We start from the raw sequence: 16,672 nt of genomic DNA on the forward strand, positions 1-16,672 counted from the left end.
TCCCCCGGGGCTTGCGCCTCGGGGGATTTTTTTTTGGCTGGAATTTACTAATTACGCTTTTCGTTTCCAAGCAGCTACCCTGATATGGGTGGTGATATCGTACTGTTGTCTTTAAAATGGTACGGTACGTTGATGGAAGAGCACTTCACGCGCTATCTCAGGAGGAGAAACAAGATGAATGGACAATTAGTTAAGAAGTTATCAGCTGCGGTATTAATGGCTCTGCTCGCGGGCGGTTTGGCTGCCTGTGATAACCAGGGGCCTGCTGAAGAAGCAGGTGAGAGCATCGATAACAGTATGGAAAGCGCTGGCGAAAGCATTGAGAATGCGGGCGAGAATATCGAAGATGCTGCTGAAAATTAATCCAGCGCGTTGATGTAAAACATTTAGCTAGGGTATTGCCTAGCAAGCAAAACGGCCGCTATTAGCGGCCGTTTTGCTGGGTATTTTGTATCGTCTTATGTTGATTTTAAGCGCCTGGGTTTTGTTCAATACCCTGTACATACCAGGGAGCCTGGTCACGCATTGCGCGGGTTAAGTGCCAGGATTCGTTAAACTCAGTCTGCTGTCCGTTCTCTTCGATAATGCCGTGAAAGATTACGCTGGCCTCTGCATGGCCATCGTACTCATTGATATCCCCCAGCTCGGCAAACAGCCGTACGATCTCTGTACGATTATTGGCCGGATGCTGAGCACGCTCTGTACGTAACAGGTTATAGAGCTCGGGAGTAACATATTCCTGGATCTGGCTAAAGTCGTTATTGTCCCAGGCGCGCTGAAGGGTCATAAAATGCTCTTTCGCGCCGTTTAAAAACTGCTCTTTATCAAACCAGGCGGGCGTACTTTGCAGGCTGCTCGCTAAACTACCCGGAGCGGCCCCAGCTGAGCCAGCGGCAGGCGTTGATGGCACGTGCTGCGTACGCTGATAGTTGGATTCGGAAGCGTGCGCCGGGCGGCGCTGGCGAATAAAGGCGCGAAAGGCGATCATCGCCAGCACCGCAATGCCCACCACCATGAGCAGATCCATCATTCTTAGCTCATCAAAGGCGCCGCCAAAAAACAGCGCAGCAATTAATCCACCGGCCAATAGGCCCCCCATCATGCCGCCCATTCCGCCTCTACGTGCTGCCGCAGCACCTGCTTGGCCCTGTTGACCACCTTGAGCCTGTTGTGTACTGGGTGTGCTAGCTGGGCGATCCGCAGAGCGGGACATACTGCCCACATTGCCGCCTCCGCCCATACGGCGCGCTTCAGCATGCTCTACCGCAACGCTAAACCCCATAACGCTGACCAGCAGCATGACAAACAGTTGTCGTAACATGGCAATCTCCAATGATTAAAAGCCATCAAGAACATAAGCCCAGAGTACTGAGCGTGTAGAAAGTATTGAACGGCTAGTTTAGCGCCTGGGCGGTTAGAATGGGCTATCTTAATGGCACTAATAAACACAAAGAATAAGGGGAAAGCGTGCGCCTACAACGAGATCGTAGCCTATTACTAATGGTCGATTTTCAGGCGGGCTTACTGCCCGTCATTGATGATGGCGTAAAAGTAATTGAAGAAGCCGCCTGGCTTGCAAAAGTAGCCGAAGCGTTAGACGTGCCTGTATGGCTTACCGAGCAGTATCCTGAAAAGTTGGGGGGGACGACGCCAGGCTTATTAAGCGAGTTGGGTGAGCATCAGGTTTGGCAAAAGCACCATTTCAGCGCGATGGAAGAGCCCGAATTCGCCCAGGCGTTAAAGGCCCAGTCAGTGCAGCAAGTAGTGATCTGTGGGACGGAAGCTCACATCTGCGTGCTTCAGAGCGCACTTGGGCTGCTTGAGGCAGGCTATAACGTGTATTGGTTAAGCGAAGCGACCGCCAGCCGCCGCTGTGATGAAGCGCGCCTTGCCCGCGAGCGTGCCTGTGCCCACGGTGCAATCGCTGTGACGTCGGATATGGTGGCCTACGAGTGGCTTCAACGCTGTGATAACGCACTGTTTAAGGACGTGCATCAGCGCCTTCTAAAGCCCCGTTCCTCGCGCGCCGTCACATTTTTCTAGCCAAAGGTGAGCTTTCGTTTAGCGATCGGCTTCTTTGCGGGTAAAGACGAGCGTATCGCCTTCAGAAGAGGCAGCATCAAAGCGATAGCCTGCAACGTTAAAGCCTTTAAGCTCATCAGGATCATTAATTTTCTGGCTAATGATCCAGGCGCTCATCAGCCCGCGTGCTTTTTTGGCATAAAAGCTGATGATTTTAAACGTGCCGTTTTTCTCATCTTTAAACACCGGTGTAATAATGCGCGCATCAAGCTGCTTGGCATCTACCGCTTTAAAGTATTCGTTGGAGGCCAGGTTGACCAAGGCCTTAGAGCCGCTTTGTGCAATAGCGTCATCAAGCGCTTTAGTGAGGGTAGGTTTCCAGTAGGCGTATAAATCCTTGCCCGCCTGATTAGGCAGTTTGGTCCCCATCTCCAATCGGTAAGCCTGGATCAGATCCAGCGGTCTCAGCAAGCCATACAGGCCTGAGAGAATGCGCAGATGCTGCTGAGCAAAACGGTTATCCGCATCGCTGAACGTTTCAGCTTCCAGCCCAGTGTAAACATCGCCCTGAAACGCCTGGGCGGCAGGTTTCGCATTCTCAAGCGAAAATGGCGGCTCCCACTCAGCGAAACGGGCCGCATTAAGGCCAGCCAGCTTATCGCTGATACCCATCAGCTCGCTGATCTGCTGGGGCGAGTAATCACGCAGAATATCAATCAGCGATTGGCTTTCGCTGAGAAAGTCGGGCTGCGTAACGCGCTTGGTCGTAGAGGGGGTTTCAAAATCCAGCGTCTTGGCTGGCGAAATAACGCTTAGCAAGGTGAGCTCCTTCAGCCGATGCAAAAACCTAATAACAAATGTATGGCCGCTAGTATATCAAGCCTCGGCGTTGGCCGAGGCTATCGCCTTCATAGCGTTACTATACTTATCCAAGGCCCAAGGACTTATCCAAGACTCAAGGGCAGGGATTGGGCATCCGGCGGTGGATATCGTCGATGGCATCCAGCACTTCGTCGTCAAGCTTGAGGCTCTCGCTGGCCAGATTGCTTTCCAGCTGGTCAAGGGTAGTCGCACCAATGATATTACTGGTCAGGAAGCTGCGTGAGTTGATGAATGCCAGCGCCATCTGTGCCGGGTCGAGATCGTGCTCGCGGGCCAGATCAACGTACGCTTGTGTGGCTGCTTCTGCTTCGGGCGAGGTATAGCGCTTAAAGCGCTCATAAAGTGTCAGGCGACCTTTTTCAGGCCAAGCACCGTTCAGGTACTTGCCGGAGAGCACGCCAAAGCCCAGCGGCGAGTAGGCCAATAAGCCAACGTCTTCGCGGTGGGCGATTTCCGCCAAACCGACTTCAAACGACCGGTTAAGCAGATTGTAGGGGTTTTGTACCGATGCCACGCGCGGCAAATCCATTTTCTCAGCCAGATAAAGCGAGCGCATCACGCCCCACGGCGTATCGTTGGACAGGCCAATCGATCGTACCTTGCCAGCGTCGACCAGCTCTTTAAGCGCAGAAAGCGTCTCTTCAAGCGGTGTGGCATCTTCCTGGTCCTGATGGGTGTAGCCCAGCTTGCCGAAAAAGTTGGTGTTGCGATCCGGCCAGTGCAGCTGATACAGGTCAACATAGTCTGTCTGTAAACGCTTAAGGCTATCGTCGATTGCCTGATGAATATGCTCGCGCGTCATGCGCGGGCCGCCCCGGATATGCTCCGGGCCCGGGCCCACTGCCTTGGTCGCAATGATGACGTCATCGCGTGCACCGCGCTGCTTCAGCCAACTGCCGATATACGTTTCGGTTAAGCCCTGGGTCTCCGCCTTGGGCGGTACCGGGTACATTTCAGCGGTATCGATAAAGTTGATACCGAAAGCGACAGCGCGATCCAGCTGTTCGTGAGCTTCTGTCTCGCTGTTTTGCTCGCCAAACGTCATCGTACCTAGGCAGAGTCGACTGACCTCAATTCCGGTTCTGCCAAGTGGGCGCGTTTGCATTTTTATCTCCTCGCTAAGGCGAAAATGGCTACCGAATAGGCATTTATTATCATGGTTAATGGTGATGTGTGACAGGCATGTTAGCGAGGCAATTTGAAAGCCGCAAATCAATGGGGTTGAGTCGTCGCAAAGGCAGGCGTATGCTTGCCAGCCCATCGACCGGCTAAAGGCCGGTTTCTCGTTTGGTTGGCAGTCAAATGATGTAGTGATCGCTAATCAAGGTCTCAACAAACTGGCAGGGTGGTTTGCCATGCCGCAGGCATCATCTTTGTTTACTCGGTTAGAATTTCGCTTAGCCGAACGGCTTTTTCAAAACCGTTGGTTGCTTCCGCGTTCCAAGCGTACGCAGCGCCTGACCATGCGACTGTTCAAGCGCTGTGCTGATGCAGGACATCCGGATGCGCTATCCGTTTACGGCCATATGCTGTTTCATAGCAGTCTTTCGCCGCAGGATAAGGCGCGGGGCGCGCGTTATGTCGTAGAAGCCGCTCAGTCTGGCGACGTAAAGTCGCAGTTTCAGGTAGCGCAAATCTATGAGCATGGCTGTGCGCAGTATCCGCGTCGTGAAGACTATGCGGTAACCTGGTATGCACGCGCCGCCCAGGCGGGACATTACCTGGCCGCTGAGCGGTTAGCCTGCGCCTACCGATTGGGTGAGCTAGGCTTAGCCGTAGACGCCGGCCAGGCCGCTTATTGGCAGCGCCTGGCGGATCGTCAGCCGCTTAACGATGCCGCCGTCGCGTAAGCGGCCGCTGAGCGATCACTATGCGCAATGATTGAATGAGGAAGTCAGTGTCCGAGACGCTACCTACCGTACTCGATATTGAAGCGTCCGGATTCGGGCGTGGCAGTTATCCGATAGAAGTCGGCATCGCGCGTGCTGACGGAAGCTGCTGCGCGTTTCTTATTCAGCCTCTGGAAGAGTGGACACACTGGGACCCAAAAGCTGAGCTGTTGCACGGTATCTCGCGTGAACGTCTGCGCGCAGAGGGGCACCCTGTACAGCAGGTTGCCCAATGGCTTAACGATGAGCTAAGCCGTCTGGGTAAGGCTTATAGCGACAGCTGGGGGTACGATAACACCTGGCTGTCGCTGCTTTTTCATCATGCCGGTATGCTGCCACGCTTTCGACTTGAAGCGCTGCGGATTTTGCTAAGCGAAGAGCAGCAAGCCCTTTGGAGCCATACCAAAGAGAGCATGATTGCCGAGCGCGATATTAATCGCCATCGCGCCGGTGAAGATGCCCGCCTGTTACAGCTTACCTACCAGCGTACCCGCCTGCTGACAGAGCGCTAACGCCGTTTCAGGCAGGTTTACAAAAGCCTATAGGCGTATATCCAGTGCACTGAGTAGCGCTTGGGGTGTTTGCGCATCCTGCAGCATGTCACGTGTTGCCTGGGCTAAAAAGCCGTTGGCTACGGTGCTGTCCAAAAATGTTAAAAGCGGCCCATAAAAATCATCTATATTTAGCAGGCCCATGGGCTTTTCATGTAGGCCCAGATAGCCCCACGTCCAGATTTCAAACAGCTCTTCAAACGTTCCAATGCCGCCCGGCATGGCGATAAACGCATCGGCGTTAGCCGCCATGGTGGCTTTACGCTCATGCATATTGGCGACGCGGATAAGCTCGGTAAGCCCAAAGTGGGCCTGCTCACGCTCCACCAGATGATCCGGCATCACGCCGATAACGCTCCCCCCGGCTTCTAGCGCTGCATTGGCAAGCTCGCCCATCAGGCCGATCCGCGCACCACCGTAGACCAGCGTATGGCCTCGCTCGGCCAGTGCTGTACCCAGCGCCTGGGCGGCTTGACGAAAAATCGGACGGCTGCCTTCACGCGAACCAAGATAAACGCAAATACGGGACATTAATCGGGTTCCTTAAACGAATATTGAATGGCGCTTTACGGGATAAAACGATCGATCTGATGGTGCTCGTCCATCCACTGGCCAATAACGTTGTCGCCACATAGATGATGGGCGTACTGGGTGTGCAGGCAGCGCACCTGCTGCCAGTTGCTGATACCGCCAATGCCACGCTCGGTAAGCACGTCGGTGTAACCCAGCCGGGTAACCTCGGCACGTTGTGCGTCACTCATATAGTCCCAGCGGGCTTTGACGTAGTCGCGGTGGCTTTGCTGGTAGCTTTCCAGAAAGGCAGGTTCATCCTGCAGGCGCTGTTCGAGTGATTTGATGACCCCTACGGCTTCAATGCGGGAAATCTCCACTTTGAGCACGTCAGAACACAGCCAGTACAGCGTAGGAAAGGGCTTGTCATCCACGATAGGCGCCATGCGCAGTACCAGCGGTGTTCCTTGGCTATCGGTCGCGGCGACGGCTTCGATACCGCGCGGTGCGCGGCCTAGCTGCTGGGTAATAATAGCTAGCTGGCGCTCATCAGGCGCTTGGTTGGTGCGAATCACCATCAGGTTGGTCTCTCAGGAGCGGTCGTCTTGAACAAATTTATTGGAGCGGCCAACAGCACGGAAAAAGCAGCGATTCAACTGCTCAGGGGACGCTACATAGCACCATGTCCGCTCGCAATACTCGGCGGCTCGTGCCATCAGCACGTCATAAAGGCGATTAAACGGGGCATCATAATCGTAAGGGTCAGCCCCGAACAAGCGGATATGTGGATAGTCCGCAAAGCGCTCCATGAAATAGTGTTCAAGATCCGCTTCGACAGCGCGATGCTGCGCGGTATTGTCCGGGTCTAGCCAGAGATTATAGCGAATGGCCATGCTGTGCTCCTGGTAGCCCCGTCCAGCGGGGCAGTGCGTCAGGCGGGCGCATCTTGTAAATGGGCTGACAAGGCGTCGCGCAGCTTGCCTTCAATAGGCACAGCGCACTTAGCCTGATGATCGTACTGTACCATCACGGTATGACCGAGATTAGTCAACGTACCGTGCTGGCGAGCTTCCTGAGTCACCGTGAATGAGCTATTACCCAAACGCGTCAAGTAGGTGCGTAATTCGATGTCATGACCGTAAAACAGTTCAGCACGGTAGTCGATTTCCATGCGCGCCATAATCAAGCGCCACTGTTTAGGATCCAGATCCGGCGTAAAAAGCTTGAACAGATCATTGCGGGCCAGCTCAAACCAGGCGGGCAGGCGCGTATTATTAATATGGCCTAGCGCATCGGTATCATAAAAAGCTGGCTCAATCGTGCGGGTGAACATAGTGGTCGCCTTGTTATTGGTCAGCCTTCAGGATTGCCCCTAGCAAGCGCTTGGTCAAGTGGCTTGGCCCTGTGCCTCTCGCCTTTCTGCCCACCAGCGCTGCCCCTGCATCCAGCCAATCAGCCATAGCGTCGCTACGCTAAAACCTGCCAGCGTACCCAAGGCAAGCCCCCAGCTTTCATAGGTGAACGAGACGCATAGGGCGTAGCACAGCAGCGAGCCGAGACCCATCGGGTAGTGCTTGATGACCGTGGCAGTCGGTGCAGGCCCTTGGCTCAAATGTAGAATCAGCAGGAAAGGCAGCATGGTGATCGGAAAGGCCGCCAGCGTTCCCGCCCAGGCGGACGGCACCCAGTGAGCAAGCGTGGTGATCGCGAACACGATAAGTGTGGCCAGCAGGGCACGTACACACAGCGCACCCCACGAGAAAGGCGCCCGCGTGGTGGCGACGCTGTCCGGTATACGTCGGAAGAGCCAGCTGAACAGCACAATGGCGCACAGCGTTACCAGCGTACCCGTCAGCCGTGTGAAATCAAACTGGGCCAGCACCAGGCTGACGCAAAACCAAGCGATAAAGCCACCAGCGGTGCCGGCCAAAAGCCCCTTTAACCCGGGCTTGCGCCCGCATAGCCAGTAGCCCGCCCCCAGCGCCATGGTGGCGGTAAAACCGGCCAGCGTATGCACCGCGCTTTCGGCGGCGAACAGCGGCGAGATCTCCAGGCCGATAAAGAAAAGCGCCAGTGCCGTGCCCAGCGGATAGCCCGCCAAAAGCCCCGCCACCCGTGGGCTTACCCGTACTGCCACTACTCCCAGGCCCAGCACCATAGCGACAGAAACCATGCCCTTGGCAAGCTGCCAGCTAATCGGAACTTCCAGCATAAATGACTATCCTTATAATTGATTAAATACTGTTTGAGTTATTTTGCAGCCACCCAACTCAGGAGAGCAGAGTGGTCGTGGATGTTGCTTCCCCATCAGGACATGCGCTTTCGCCCCCGCCAAGGCCCGAGCTTTGCGCGCGCGCTGCATCGTTGACCAAACACCACCTGATTCCACGAGCGCTGCACAACAAACCACGCTATCGAAAGCGCTACTCGCGCGAAGAGCGGCTGACCGCCATCTTATGGCTCTGCCACGCCTGCCATCGGCATATTCACAGACTCTATAGCGAGCGCGAGCTAGCCGACCAGTTTGCCAGCCGCGAGGCGCTGCTGGCGAGTGAAGAGATACGCCATTTCGTCGAATGGCTTTCCAAAAAGCCAGCAGGCTTCAAGCCCAAATCCCGTCGGCCCAAGCGCTGATGTTTCCTTTTTATACTAGGCGCAGCCCCTGCTGGTCGCGCCAGGCAGCTTCCAGCGCGCTTTTTAACGGCTCTTGAAGGTGAGCGGGAAGCGCAGTATGAGCGTCCTCTAAAGTGCTGAACGTACGGTTGCGCAGCCAGCAGTACGCCCAGGCGCAGGCTTCTGCATCACTTTCAGGCATGGGTTTGGCAGGCATTTGATTGAGTAAAAATACCGCGGTACGCGGTGCCCAAAGCGGAATATCGCCCTCCAGAGTCTGGCTCCAGTATTTAAGCATCGCCCCATCGGGCGTTGTATCCGGCGTGCCCAGTTTGGCAACCCGAGCGGTTTCCGCCAGGATGAGCGCTAACTGATCAGCATCGGCTTGACCAAGCGCTTGCCACTGCCGCAATAGTGCCGATAATCCTGCGCGCACCTTGGTATAAAAGTCATCTTGCGGCATGCTCGTTACCAATCCTTTATTAATGAGTGAGACCTGTATGGCCTTTGATTTTGCCACGCCAATCGAGCGACGCCACCCCGAAGGCGGCTTCTCGTCACAAAAATGGCACCGTTACAGTGGCGAGGTGCTGCCGCTGTGGGTCGCCGATATGGATTTTCGCTCGCCGCCGGCGGTTATTGAAGCACTCCAGGACCGGGTTGCCCACGGTGTGTATGGCTATGGTGAAGTGCCCGCTACGTTAACAGAAACGCTGTGTCAGTGGAGTGCTTCGCACTACAACTGGACTATCCAGCCTGAGTGGCAAAAGTGGCTGCCGGGGGTGGTGCCGGCGCTACATTTCGCGACGCTCGCGTTAACCCTGCCAGGCGATGGCGTATTAACGATGACGCCTATTTATCCGCCTTTCTTGGCGGTAGCCGAGCGCACTGGCCGGCTCCCCCAGCAAGCAATGTTGACCGAACCTAAAGGCCCTGGCGAGTCGTGGCAGTTGGATATGGCCTCTATAGAAGCGGCCATTACGCCCAAGACGCGCCTGTTGCTCTGGTGCCATCCGCATAACCCGACAGGGCGTGTCTGGCGCCATGAAGAGCTGGCGCCGCTGGCAAAACTGGTTGAACAGCACGATTTGTGGGTGGTCTCGGACGAGCTTCACTGTGATTTGCTGCTGGACAAAGATGCCCGGCATCGCCCGCTGGCGGCCATGTTTCCTGAGCTCGCCAAGCGTACGATTACCCTATGGGCGCCATCTAAAACCTTTAACTTGGCAGGTTTAACCAGCGCCTGTGCGGTGATCCCTGACCCTGAAGTGCGCAAGCGGTTTACCGCTGCCTGCAAAGGGCTGCTGCCTGATGTGAACGTTTTGGGGCTGGTAGCGGCTGAGGCGGCTTATCGGCAAGGCGAGCCTTGGCGCCAAGCGCTGCTGGAAGTGCTGCGTCAGCATCGCGCGACGCTTGAAACACACGTGGCAAGCTGGCCGGGGGTGACGTTAAGCAAACCGGAAGCCACTTATTTAGCCTGGTTGGATATGCGCGAGGCGGGGTTGGGCAGCACGCCCTATCAAACGCTCAAGGAACAGGCGGGGGTTGCGCTGTCTGACGGGGCAGCGTTTGGCTGCCCCGGCTTTTTACGACTTAACTTTGGCACCACGGCGTCCCAGCTGGACGCCGCGTTAGTGCGGATGGATAAGCTGTTAAAGGCCTAGCGATTAATACAGCAGAGCAAACAGCTTGCGGCGGTAGGCGACGGTCAGCGGATGATCGGCGCCTAGCGCATCAAACACCTGCAGCAGCGCTTTACGCGCCGCGTCGTCGTTATACGCACGGTCACGCTTCATGAGCGTCAGCAGCGCTTCAAGGCCGGCGTCGTACTGGCCATCGGCCACCTGGCGCAGAGCGCGCTGGAACTGTGCTTCGCTATCGTCGCGCTCGCCTAAAGCGGCGATATCTTCTGCTGAAAGCGCTCGTTCGCTGAACTCAATGCTCGCACGGACGCCGCGGGCGGCAGGCGCATCACGCTCTTCGGGCGGCAAATTATCCAGCACGCTGCGCGCTTCATCGCCACGCTTTTCAGCCACCAGGACGCGAGCAAAAGCTACCTGATAGGCATAGTGCTCGGGGTATTGGGTTACCAGGTTCTGGTAGATATCGCGAGCGGTGGCCGCGTCGCCTTCCAGAAGCGCCGCTTCGGCTTCTTCCTCCGGACTAGGCGGAGCTTCCGCGGGGGCCGGGAAGTAGCGGCTGAGCCAGGCACGAACTTCTTTCTCGGGCTGTGCTCCCTGCAAGCTATCGACCAGTCCACCTTGGCTGATTAACTTAACATCGGGTACCGAGCGCACGCCCAGCTGGGCTGAAATCTCTGGATTGGCCTGGGCATCCAGCTTACCCAGCAAAAAGGCCCCCGCGTATTCAATCGCCAGCTTTTCCAGAATCGTTGCAAGTTTGCTGCTGCTATCGTCGGCGGGGGAATAGCAGCACATAAGTACCGGCACCTGCATGGAGGCTTCGAGCACCTGCTGAATATTGCCAGCGTTTAGTTCAATGATGACTTCTTCAGCGGTAACCGGAGGGCGCTCAGCACTTGCCTGGGTATCGCCGGTGTTAGCGGGCTCCGCAGTAAGCGGATTGCCGGTACGGGGATCAATAATCGACATGGGTAAGCTCTACATCGCGTAAAAAGAAGGTTATCTGATGATATGCAGGCAGAGGCGTGCATATTCAAGCCGCAATGCAGCTAATCGTTGATATCCAAGCAGTAGAGGAAGGCAAGGCAAAGTGGACAGGCGTTGCACGCTAGATCGTGTTTAGCATGCAACGCTTGAAAGGTTGGTACTTATTGACGTTCAGTAATCTCAGTTTCCATACGCTCATACACATCATCCCATATAAAGCGATCATACGATGGAACTCTCTGACGGCGCCAATACGGTCAGCACGCAATAGCATCACCATTTAGCCTCATAATCTCTATTACTAGCCTCGCTGGGTTTGTTTACCTAACCAACTGGCGATAAGAGGAAGCATTGCTACGATCAAGAAAACACGAAGTACATGGTGGGCTGCCACCATAGCGGGGTCTATGGATAACGCTAGCGCTACGACGCCAAGTTCTGGCGCTCCTCCAGGCAAATAGGATAAGAACAAGGGTGTGTTGTCGAGTCCTATAATAGGTGCAAACAACAGCGCTGCAATGAAAGAGCCAAAGGTAAGAAGCACGCCGATCACCGCCGCGAGCCAGCCATCTTTTAAAATTTGTGGAAGAGAGTAATTCGCGAATCGCGCCCCTACTCCTGCGCCAATAACTATTTGTGCTGCACTGGAAAGCAGGGGAGGAACATGCACCGTCAAAAGGTCAGTCGCGTGTAGTAACCCCGAACTAAGCAATGGAATTAATAGCATCGCTGAAGGGAAGTTTAGCCGCCAGGCTAGCCAGCCGCTGACTATCGCTACCAGCGCCAGGATGCCATGGTTAACAGGGTCAATTGCTTCCGCGTGAGTGAAGCTTGCAAGGCTAGCATCAGCGAGATTAATGCCGGAAATAGCCTGGATGATGATGGGGGCTGCAATAAGCAATACCACTAAGCGCGCGGTATGACAGAGGGCAACGCGGCTGACTTCGGCACGGTAATTTTCTGCCAAAACAGAAACGACTGAAAGTCCGCCGGGTATGGCGGCGAACAAGGCCGTCACTCGATCCATTTTTCCGAAACGATAAAATATTTGATAGGCAATGAAACAAAATGCCAGCGATAACAAGCTCATCACAATCAGACTGATGGTCCAATCCCCGGCCTGACGAACAACTTCTGGCGTAAAGCTGGTGCCTAGCATCGTGCCGATAGCGACCATGGCGTAACTTCGCCATGGGGCAGGAAAGCGAGGCTGAAAAGATGTCGTCTGAGTGCACAGAAGTGATGCTGTTAGGCTGCCCAGTACCCATGGCAATGGTAGAGAGAGTGCAAAAAAAGCGAGTCCGCCTAACGCGCCGATGCCAAAGGTAACGCCTCCTCTACGTTGAGGAGGCATTTGTTTAATTAGATTCATGGCTAGTGCGGCGAGAGCGGAAGGCTTTCAGTGCGGGGACACCCATTAACACCAGCAGCATTATAGTGAAAAGAGCCAGAGCAATGGGTCGCTCCATCATGTATTCAAACGGTCGGCCACCGGACACCTGTAAGGTGCGCACGACTTCGCCTTCCATCATTCGGCCAAGCAGTAAACCGATGACTGTTGCTGCGACGGGATAGTTGTTTTGTCGCATGAGCCAGCCAAGCCCTGCAAATGCGGCAACGGTTAGCGGCCCAGCGATCGTGCCGGTTATGCCATAGCCACCCCAGGCACACATGGCCAATACACTGGGTACTAGATAAGCCAGCGGAACGCGCACCACCATGCCGAGTAAGCGAAGGCTAAGTAACCCCAAAAACGCTAGAAGTACCACTTGGCCCAGGTTGCCGAGAATAATCGAGTAGACGATATCGGTCTGGTCTCTTATAAACGATGGCCCACCAATAATATTGTGAAAAGAGAACGCAGCCAGAAGCACCGCCGTCGCAGCCCCGCCAGGGATGCCTAGCGCTAATAGCGCCGTCATGGAGCCGCCCTCCGAGCTTGAGTTTGCGGATTCGGCGGCTACGACACCTTCGGATGCTCCCTTGCCGAATGCTTCAGGCGTCTTCGACGTTCGTTTGGCCTCACCATAAGAGACCAGATTAGCTACCGATGACCCCACGCCTGGAATGGCACCGATCACGGCACCAATCAGACTGCCGCGCAGTAAGGTGCCGGGATGGCGGAATGTCTGCCCAACGCCTTTAAGAATAAGAGCAAACGATATATTACGCTGGGCCTCATTTTGTACTAGAAACGAGCCTCCCCTCAGGCGCAACAGTTCAGAGGCGGCAAATATGCCGATCATGGCGGGCACCACCGGAATGCCATCAAGTAAATAGGGGTTGCCTATAGTTGTGCGCATAATGCCCGTCGTGGACATGCCAATTTGACTCAGCATGAGCCCCAGAAAACCTGCCAGTAGGCCCTTGGCCATACTGCTGTCATTAAGTGTCGCGATGAGGGTTAACCCCCAAAGGACCACCACGACCATTTCCAGCGGGCCTATCTTTAGTACAAAAGCAGCCAGTGGATTGATTAACAACATCAGAAGGCTGTAACCCACGAAAGCGCCCACGACGGAAGCACAAAGGCCCAGGCCCAGGGCTTCATTGTGCTGTCCCTTTCGCGCCATAGGGTATCCATCGAATGCCGTGGCAATTGATGACGATGATCCGGGGATATTCATAAGAATAGCGGTTACCCCGCCACCATAGGCGCCGCCAGTAAATATGGCGGTTAAAAACAGCATGGCTTGAAGAAAATCCATGCCAAAGGTCACGGGTAAAAAAACGGCCATGGCCATTGATATTTGTAGCCCGGGAATCGAGCCGAAAATCAGGCCGATTAATAGGCCGGGGATAACCCAAAGCCAAGGGCTTAGGTCAGTAAAAAGAAGCGTAAAAGCCTGAGATAATGCGAGTTGATCAATCATATTAAAGCACGAGTGTGGTCATTGGATAAGGGAAGAGAGAGCCAAAACCCTTGACAAGAAAAACAGTAAACACAAGTGCGTATAAAGGCGGCTGCCACTTACCTTTACTCCCACACATAAGAACACCGACCCAGACGAAAATGAAAGTAGCAACGTCGAAGCCGACAGTGGTTAATGCAAAACAGAAAGCGGCAAATCCTGCAAGAAGCAGAATGTCGCTCCATATAGAGGATTTATTGGTACTGCTGGATGAAGACTCGGGCGCTGGCTTCAACAGGAGGCTAGCGACAATGCCTATGGATAGAAGACCCACGATTAACGCACTGGGAGCTACTACCACCAGATTATTCATCGTTGTGGAAGCCTGGGTAGCGCTCCAGGTAATAAAGCCCGTTATAGCCAATACGAGGCCTAACAAAAAGGCATGCGTTGCAGAAATCTTTCCTGTCACCATTTTATAGTGCCTCCACATTGAAATAATAATGGGACCAAGCGTAAGTTGGTCCCGTAACGATCAAGCGCAACGTGCTAGTGCTAATGCGCCAGCATTGAAATCACTTATTCTTCTGATGTGTACTGCTTCAAGATTTCAAAGTTGGACTCGATGATCTCAGTCGTACGTTCAGGCCCCAGCCACTCGGCACCGATATCCTGAGCTTCTAACCGACTAACGAACGCCTCATCTTCAAGCGCATTTTGATAGGCATCGACCATTTGTTGAAATGCTTCGGGGTTATTCTCTTTAAAGGCAGCATGCGCGGCAAGGCCTCGCATTGACCCTGCAAGCACCGGGACCGGCTCGTGTCCGCTCTCTTCAAGCGCTGCGTTCAACGTTGGTGCATCCCAGTCTTCCGATGAGGCATCCGCCGCCAGGGCAAGAGGACGAATATATTCCTGAATTGATAGCGTGCCGTCTGCCGCCAATACGGTCATGTCTACTTGCCCGCCAGCCACCGCCGTACGTGCAGCACCGCCAGACTGATAGGTGACAATGTTGACGTCTGTTTTATCGAGCCCAAAGGCCTCCAGAGCCAGTTCAAGGTTGATGGCACCGGTTGAGCCGGGCACGACAGAAACTCTAAGTTTTCCTGGGTTTTCCTTGGCTGCAGCCATGAAGTCCGCTAGCGTTTCGTAAGGCGTGTCAGCATTAACGGCGAAAAGATCGTAATCGTTCCACTGCCCGTTGATGAATGCGAAGTCTGATAATTCATACGTGGCATCAAAGCCAAGAATCGCATTAGAGATGTAAGGGTGGATCGAAGAGGCAAGGAAATAACTGCCATCAGCAGGCATGTTATGGAAGTAAGTATGGCCGACGTGACCACCGCCACCATTCTGATTAACGACTGAAATCGGCGTGCCTAGATCCTCCTGGAGCCGTTGAGCCAGCGCGCGAGCAGTGCGGTCAGCGGAGCCGCCAGGGCCAAGCGCAACAACGAACGTGATTTTCTGAGTTGGCCAGCTTTCCTGAGCAGCGGCCGTGAGGGGGGTAATCGAAGCCGCCAAGGAGAAACCCAAAATGGCATTAGCGATGACTTTTTTCTTATCGAGCATGGTGGTCACTCCGCTTTTATTTTGAAGATTGTAAGACAATAATTTGTTCGTAAATATAGAAGTACATATAGTAGTTTGTGTCAATCCTCGGATATGTAAGTAAAAGGTCTAATTTTCCACCTATTTCAGGAAAATATTGAACGTTGTATAAAGTGTGTCGCTTTCGGAGGATAAATATCTTGTCTACAATAAAAGAAGAGACACACGGATTGGCTGCTGAACGAGTGGCGAGTGGCTTGTACGATGAAATACTAAAAGGGCAGCTTCAGGCTGGTGCTCGTCTCGGGGAAGTCGCGTTGGCTGAGCGCTTTTGTGTCAGCCGAGGGCCGATACGTATGGCGCTCAAAAGCCTTAGCGAGTGTGGGCTCGTTACTATCGTGCCGAACAGTGGGGCGCATGTGCGTGAAATGCGCTACGAAGATGCACGGGCTATTTACCAGGTCAGAGCTGCTCTTGAAGCTGAGGCTGCCATGTTGGCGGCTCGTTGCGCGAACGCATCCACCGCCAATGAGTATCTTGCGCTGCTGCAGTTGCATGCCAGCCAAGTGACATCTCATCCTGAAGGAGCCTATCTTCAGGAGTCCGAGGAGTATGATTTTCATTTAATTACCGCACGGATGTCCGGTAATCCGCTCATTGAGCGTTATTTAACCCACGAGCTTCGTCCACAGCTAACTCTGTTAAGGAACAAGCATCGGCATGTTACGGGGCGTGGAAAAATCGCACTTTATGAGCATGAGCGCATAGCATCAGCTATCTCGGAAGGTGATGTGGAGGTGGCGGGGTTGTTGATGCGACGGCATATACAAAGCAGCTGGGAAGCGCTTGAAGAGCAGTTGCCCAAGCGAGATGCCCTTAATTAAACAGTCATTAAGGGATAAGTACACCGTTCAGACAAGGCTATGACCGGCTTTTGGCTGAACTAGAGGGGAAGTGTATGAAGACGGTAATTCTTGATGATTGGGAGGGGTGTCTAAAAGAGCACCCTGCCGTATCCCGCTTGCGCGAATTCTCAGAGGTGGCGGTCTATGGGGATATGCCGACCTTTGAAACCCTGGTGAGCCGGCTTCAAGGGGCCGATGCGATTATTCCTCTCAGGGAGCGCACCTCGATTGGCAGAGACCTTATCGCGTCCTTGCCTGATCTAA

The 16,672-nt window shown here is 54.3% G+C and carries 21 protein-coding genes and 1 pseudogene; 8 read left to right on the plus strand and 14 right to left on the minus strand.

Annotated elements, in window-relative coordinates; genetic code table 11:
- The first annotated feature begins 84 nt into the window (after positions 1–84).
- Positions 85–363, plus strand: a complete 279-nt coding sequence (locus ACT3R7_RS19270) for a hypothetical protein (protein ID WP_444280621.1) — start codon at positions 85–87, stop codon at positions 361–363.
- Between the two features lie 106 nt (positions 364–469).
- On the opposite strand, the gene ACT3R7_RS19275 is transcribed toward ACT3R7_RS19270, so the two are convergent.
- Complete coding sequence (locus ACT3R7_RS19275) at positions 470–1,321, minus strand: Tim44 domain-containing protein (RefSeq protein WP_192539457.1); 852 nt, start codon at positions 1,319–1,321, stop codon at positions 470–472.
- 179 nt (positions 1,322–1,500) lie between these two features.
- Here ACT3R7_RS19275 and ACT3R7_RS19280 point away from each other — a divergent pair, with 179 nt between their 5' ends.
- Positions 1,501–2,043, plus strand: a complete 543-nt coding sequence (locus ACT3R7_RS19280) for an isochorismatase family protein (protein WP_225736300.1) — start codon at positions 1,501–1,503, stop codon at positions 2,041–2,043.
- Positions 2,044–2,061: 18 nt separating this feature from the next.
- Here ACT3R7_RS19280 and yaaA read toward each other — a convergent pair whose 3' ends face one another.
- Positions 2,062–2,841: a peroxide stress protein YaaA gene (gene yaaA / locus ACT3R7_RS19285; RefSeq protein ID WP_192539459.1), complete on the minus strand. Its 780-nt coding sequence runs from the start codon at positions 2,839–2,841 to the stop codon at positions 2,062–2,064.
- 136 nt (positions 2,842–2,977) lie between these two features.
- Entirely contained in the window at positions 2,978–4,009 is a 1,032-nt protein-coding gene (locus tag ACT3R7_RS19290; RefSeq protein ID WP_496199383.1) for an NADP(H)-dependent aldo-keto reductase, read from the minus strand.
- A gap of 250 nt (positions 4,010–4,259) precedes the next feature.
- Between ACT3R7_RS19290 and ACT3R7_RS19295 the strand changes: the two genes are divergently transcribed.
- Positions 4,260–4,754, plus strand: coding sequence for a tetratricopeptide repeat protein (locus ACT3R7_RS19295; RefSeq protein WP_018918350.1), 495 nt, complete (start codon positions 4,260–4,262; stop codon positions 4,752–4,754).
- A gap of 47 nt (positions 4,755–4,801) precedes the next feature.
- Positions 4,802–5,305 (plus strand): hypothetical protein, encoded by a 504-nt coding sequence (locus ACT3R7_RS19300; RefSeq protein WP_192539461.1) that lies wholly within the window; start codon positions 4,802–4,804, stop codon positions 5,303–5,305.
- Between the two features lie 27 nt (positions 5,306–5,332).
- Here ACT3R7_RS19300 and ACT3R7_RS19305 read toward each other — a convergent pair whose 3' ends face one another.
- The 5 genes from ACT3R7_RS19305 to ACT3R7_RS19325 are packed head-to-tail and all read right to left on the minus strand — an operon-like array spanning position 5,333 to position 8,066.
- Complete coding sequence (locus ACT3R7_RS19305; protein ID WP_192539462.1) at positions 5,333–5,875, minus strand: LOG family protein; 543 nt, start codon at positions 5,873–5,875, stop codon at positions 5,333–5,335.
- Positions 5,876–5,910: 35 nt separating this feature from the next.
- Positions 5,911–6,432 (minus strand): DUF501 domain-containing protein, encoded by a 522-nt coding sequence (locus tag ACT3R7_RS19310; protein ID WP_192539463.1) that lies wholly within the window; start codon positions 6,430–6,432, stop codon positions 5,911–5,913.
- Positions 6,433–6,444: 12 nt separating this feature from the next.
- On the minus strand, positions 6,445–6,747 hold the full coding sequence (locus ACT3R7_RS19315) for a hypothetical protein (RefSeq protein WP_018918346.1): 303 nt from the start codon (positions 6,745–6,747) through the stop codon (positions 6,445–6,447).
- Between the two features lie 38 nt (positions 6,748–6,785).
- The gene (locus ACT3R7_RS19320) at positions 6,786–7,187 is read right to left on the minus strand and encodes an acyl-CoA thioesterase (protein WP_018918345.1); all 402 of its coding nucleotides are present in this window, start codon (positions 7,185–7,187) and stop codon (positions 6,786–6,788) included.
- Positions 7,188–7,241: 54 nt separating this feature from the next.
- Entirely contained in the window at positions 7,242–8,066 is an 825-nt protein-coding gene (locus tag ACT3R7_RS19325; RefSeq protein WP_192539464.1) for a hypothetical protein, read from the minus strand.
- A 71-nt stretch (positions 8,067–8,137) separates the two neighbouring features.
- On the opposite strand from ACT3R7_RS19325, the gene ACT3R7_RS19330 reads away from it, so the two are divergent.
- Complete coding sequence (locus tag ACT3R7_RS19330) at positions 8,138–8,488, plus strand: hypothetical protein (protein ID WP_318782781.1); 351 nt, start codon at positions 8,138–8,140, stop codon at positions 8,486–8,488.
- A 10-nt stretch (positions 8,489–8,498) separates the two neighbouring features.
- On the opposite strand, the gene ACT3R7_RS19335 is transcribed toward ACT3R7_RS19330, so the two are convergent.
- The gene (locus ACT3R7_RS19335) at positions 8,499–8,930 is read right to left on the minus strand and encodes a hypothetical protein (RefSeq protein WP_192539465.1); all 432 of its coding nucleotides are present in this window, start codon (positions 8,928–8,930) and stop codon (positions 8,499–8,501) included.
- Positions 8,931–8,967: 37 nt separating this feature from the next.
- Between ACT3R7_RS19335 and ACT3R7_RS19340 the strand changes: the two genes are divergently transcribed.
- Positions 8,968–10,131 carry a MalY/PatB family protein gene (locus tag ACT3R7_RS19340; protein WP_496199384.1) on the plus strand — a complete coding sequence of 388 codons (1,164 nt, stop codon included), beginning with the start codon at positions 8,968–8,970 and terminating at the stop codon, positions 10,129–10,131.
- A gap of 3 nt (positions 10,132–10,134) precedes the next feature.
- On the opposite strand, the gene ACT3R7_RS19345 is transcribed toward ACT3R7_RS19340, so the two are convergent.
- From ACT3R7_RS19345 to ACT3R7_RS19365, 5 genes are all read right to left on the minus strand, one after another.
- A complete protein-coding gene (locus ACT3R7_RS19345; RefSeq protein ID WP_193090982.1) occupies positions 10,135–11,079 on the minus strand; it encodes a co-chaperone YbbN in 945 nt (314 codons plus the stop codon).
- Positions 11,080–11,398: 319 nt separating this feature from the next.
- Positions 11,399–12,469 (minus strand): AbrB family transcriptional regulator, encoded by a 1,071-nt coding sequence (locus ACT3R7_RS19350; protein ID WP_319643905.1) that lies wholly within the window; start codon positions 12,467–12,469, stop codon positions 11,399–11,401.
- Positions 12,456–13,970 (minus strand): tripartite tricarboxylate transporter permease, encoded by a 1,515-nt coding sequence (locus ACT3R7_RS19355; protein ID WP_193090983.1) that lies wholly within the window; start codon positions 13,968–13,970, stop codon positions 12,456–12,458. Before ACT3R7_RS19355 ends, ACT3R7_RS19350 begins: the two co-directional genes overlap by 14 nt.
- A 1-nt stretch (position 13,971) precedes the next feature.
- Complete coding sequence (locus tag ACT3R7_RS19360) at positions 13,972–14,424, minus strand: tripartite tricarboxylate transporter TctB family protein (RefSeq protein WP_226940037.1); 453 nt, start codon at positions 14,422–14,424, stop codon at positions 13,972–13,974.
- A gap of 104 nt (positions 14,425–14,528) precedes the next feature.
- Complete coding sequence (locus ACT3R7_RS19365) at positions 14,529–15,524, minus strand: Bug family tripartite tricarboxylate transporter substrate binding protein (RefSeq protein WP_193090984.1); 996 nt, start codon at positions 15,522–15,524, stop codon at positions 14,529–14,531.
- Positions 15,525–15,703: 179 nt separating this feature from the next.
- Between ACT3R7_RS19365 and ACT3R7_RS19370 the strand changes: the two genes are divergently transcribed.
- Positions 15,704–16,387, plus strand: coding sequence for a GntR family transcriptional regulator (locus tag ACT3R7_RS19370; RefSeq protein WP_193090985.1), 684 nt, complete (start codon positions 15,704–15,706; stop codon positions 16,385–16,387).
- Between the two features lie 74 nt (positions 16,388–16,461).
- Positions 16,462–16,672: pseudogene (locus ACT3R7_RS19375) on the plus strand (D-2-hydroxyacid dehydrogenase family protein); the annotation flags it as partial.

The sequence above is a fragment of the Halomonas sp. AOP43-A1-21 genome (genome assembly GCF_052376775.1).
Taxonomy (GTDB): Bacteria; Pseudomonadota; Gammaproteobacteria; order Pseudomonadales; family Halomonadaceae; genus Vreelandella; species Vreelandella colorata.

Excerpts from the sequence above, each read along its gene's own strand:
- ACT3R7_RS19270 (WP_444280621.1), top strand. The coding sequence starts at position 85 with ATGGGTGGTGATATCGTACTGTTGTCTTTAAAATGGTACGGTACGTTG.
- ACT3R7_RS19275 (WP_192539457.1), bottom strand. The coding sequence starts at position 1,321 with ATGTTACGACAACTGTTTGTCATGCTGCTGGTCAGCGTTATGGGGTTT.
- ACT3R7_RS19280 (WP_225736300.1), top strand. The coding sequence starts at position 1,501 with ATGGTCGATTTTCAGGCGGGCTTACTGCCCGTCATTGATGATGGCGTA.
- ACT3R7_RS19290 (WP_496199383.1), bottom strand. The coding sequence starts at position 4,009 with ATGCAAACGCGCCCACTTGGCAGAACCGGAATTGAGGTCAGTCGACTC.
- ACT3R7_RS19295 (WP_018918350.1), top strand. The coding sequence starts at position 4,260 with ATGCCGCAGGCATCATCTTTGTTTACTCGGTTAGAATTTCGCTTAGCC.
- ACT3R7_RS19305 (WP_192539462.1), bottom strand. The coding sequence starts at position 5,875 with ATGTCCCGTATTTGCGTTTATCTTGGTTCGCGTGAAGGCAGCCGTCCG.
- ACT3R7_RS19310 (WP_192539463.1), bottom strand. The coding sequence starts at position 6,432 with ATGGTGATTCGCACCAACCAAGCGCCTGATGAGCGCCAGCTAGCTATT.
- ACT3R7_RS19315 (WP_018918346.1), bottom strand. The coding sequence starts at position 6,747 with ATGGCCATTCGCTATAATCTCTGGCTAGACCCGGACAATACCGCGCAG.
- ACT3R7_RS19320 (WP_018918345.1), bottom strand. The coding sequence starts at position 7,187 with ATGTTCACCCGCACGATTGAGCCAGCTTTTTATGATACCGATGCGCTA.
- ACT3R7_RS19325 (WP_192539464.1), bottom strand. The coding sequence starts at position 8,066 with ATGCTGGAAGTTCCGATTAGCTGGCAGCTTGCCAAGGGCATGGTTTCT.
- ACT3R7_RS19335 (WP_192539465.1), bottom strand. The coding sequence starts at position 8,930 with ATGCCGCAAGATGACTTTTATACCAAGGTGCGCGCAGGATTATCGGCA.
- ACT3R7_RS19340 (WP_496199384.1), top strand. The coding sequence starts at position 8,968 with ATGGCCTTTGATTTTGCCACGCCAATCGAGCGACGCCACCCCGAAGGC.
- ACT3R7_RS19345 (WP_193090982.1), bottom strand. The coding sequence starts at position 11,079 with ATGTCGATTATTGATCCCCGTACCGGCAATCCGCTTACTGCGGAGCCC.
- ACT3R7_RS19350 (WP_319643905.1), bottom strand. The coding sequence starts at position 12,469 with ATGAATCTAATTAAACAAATGCCTCCTCAACGTAGAGGAGGCGTTACC.
- ACT3R7_RS19355 (WP_193090983.1), bottom strand. The coding sequence starts at position 13,970 with ATGATTGATCAACTCGCATTATCTCAGGCTTTTACGCTTCTTTTTACT.
- ACT3R7_RS19360 (WP_226940037.1), bottom strand. The coding sequence starts at position 14,424 with ATGGTGACAGGAAAGATTTCTGCAACGCATGCCTTTTTGTTAGGCCTC.
- ACT3R7_RS19365 (WP_193090984.1), bottom strand. The coding sequence starts at position 15,524 with ATGCTCGATAAGAAAAAAGTCATCGCTAATGCCATTTTGGGTTTCTCC.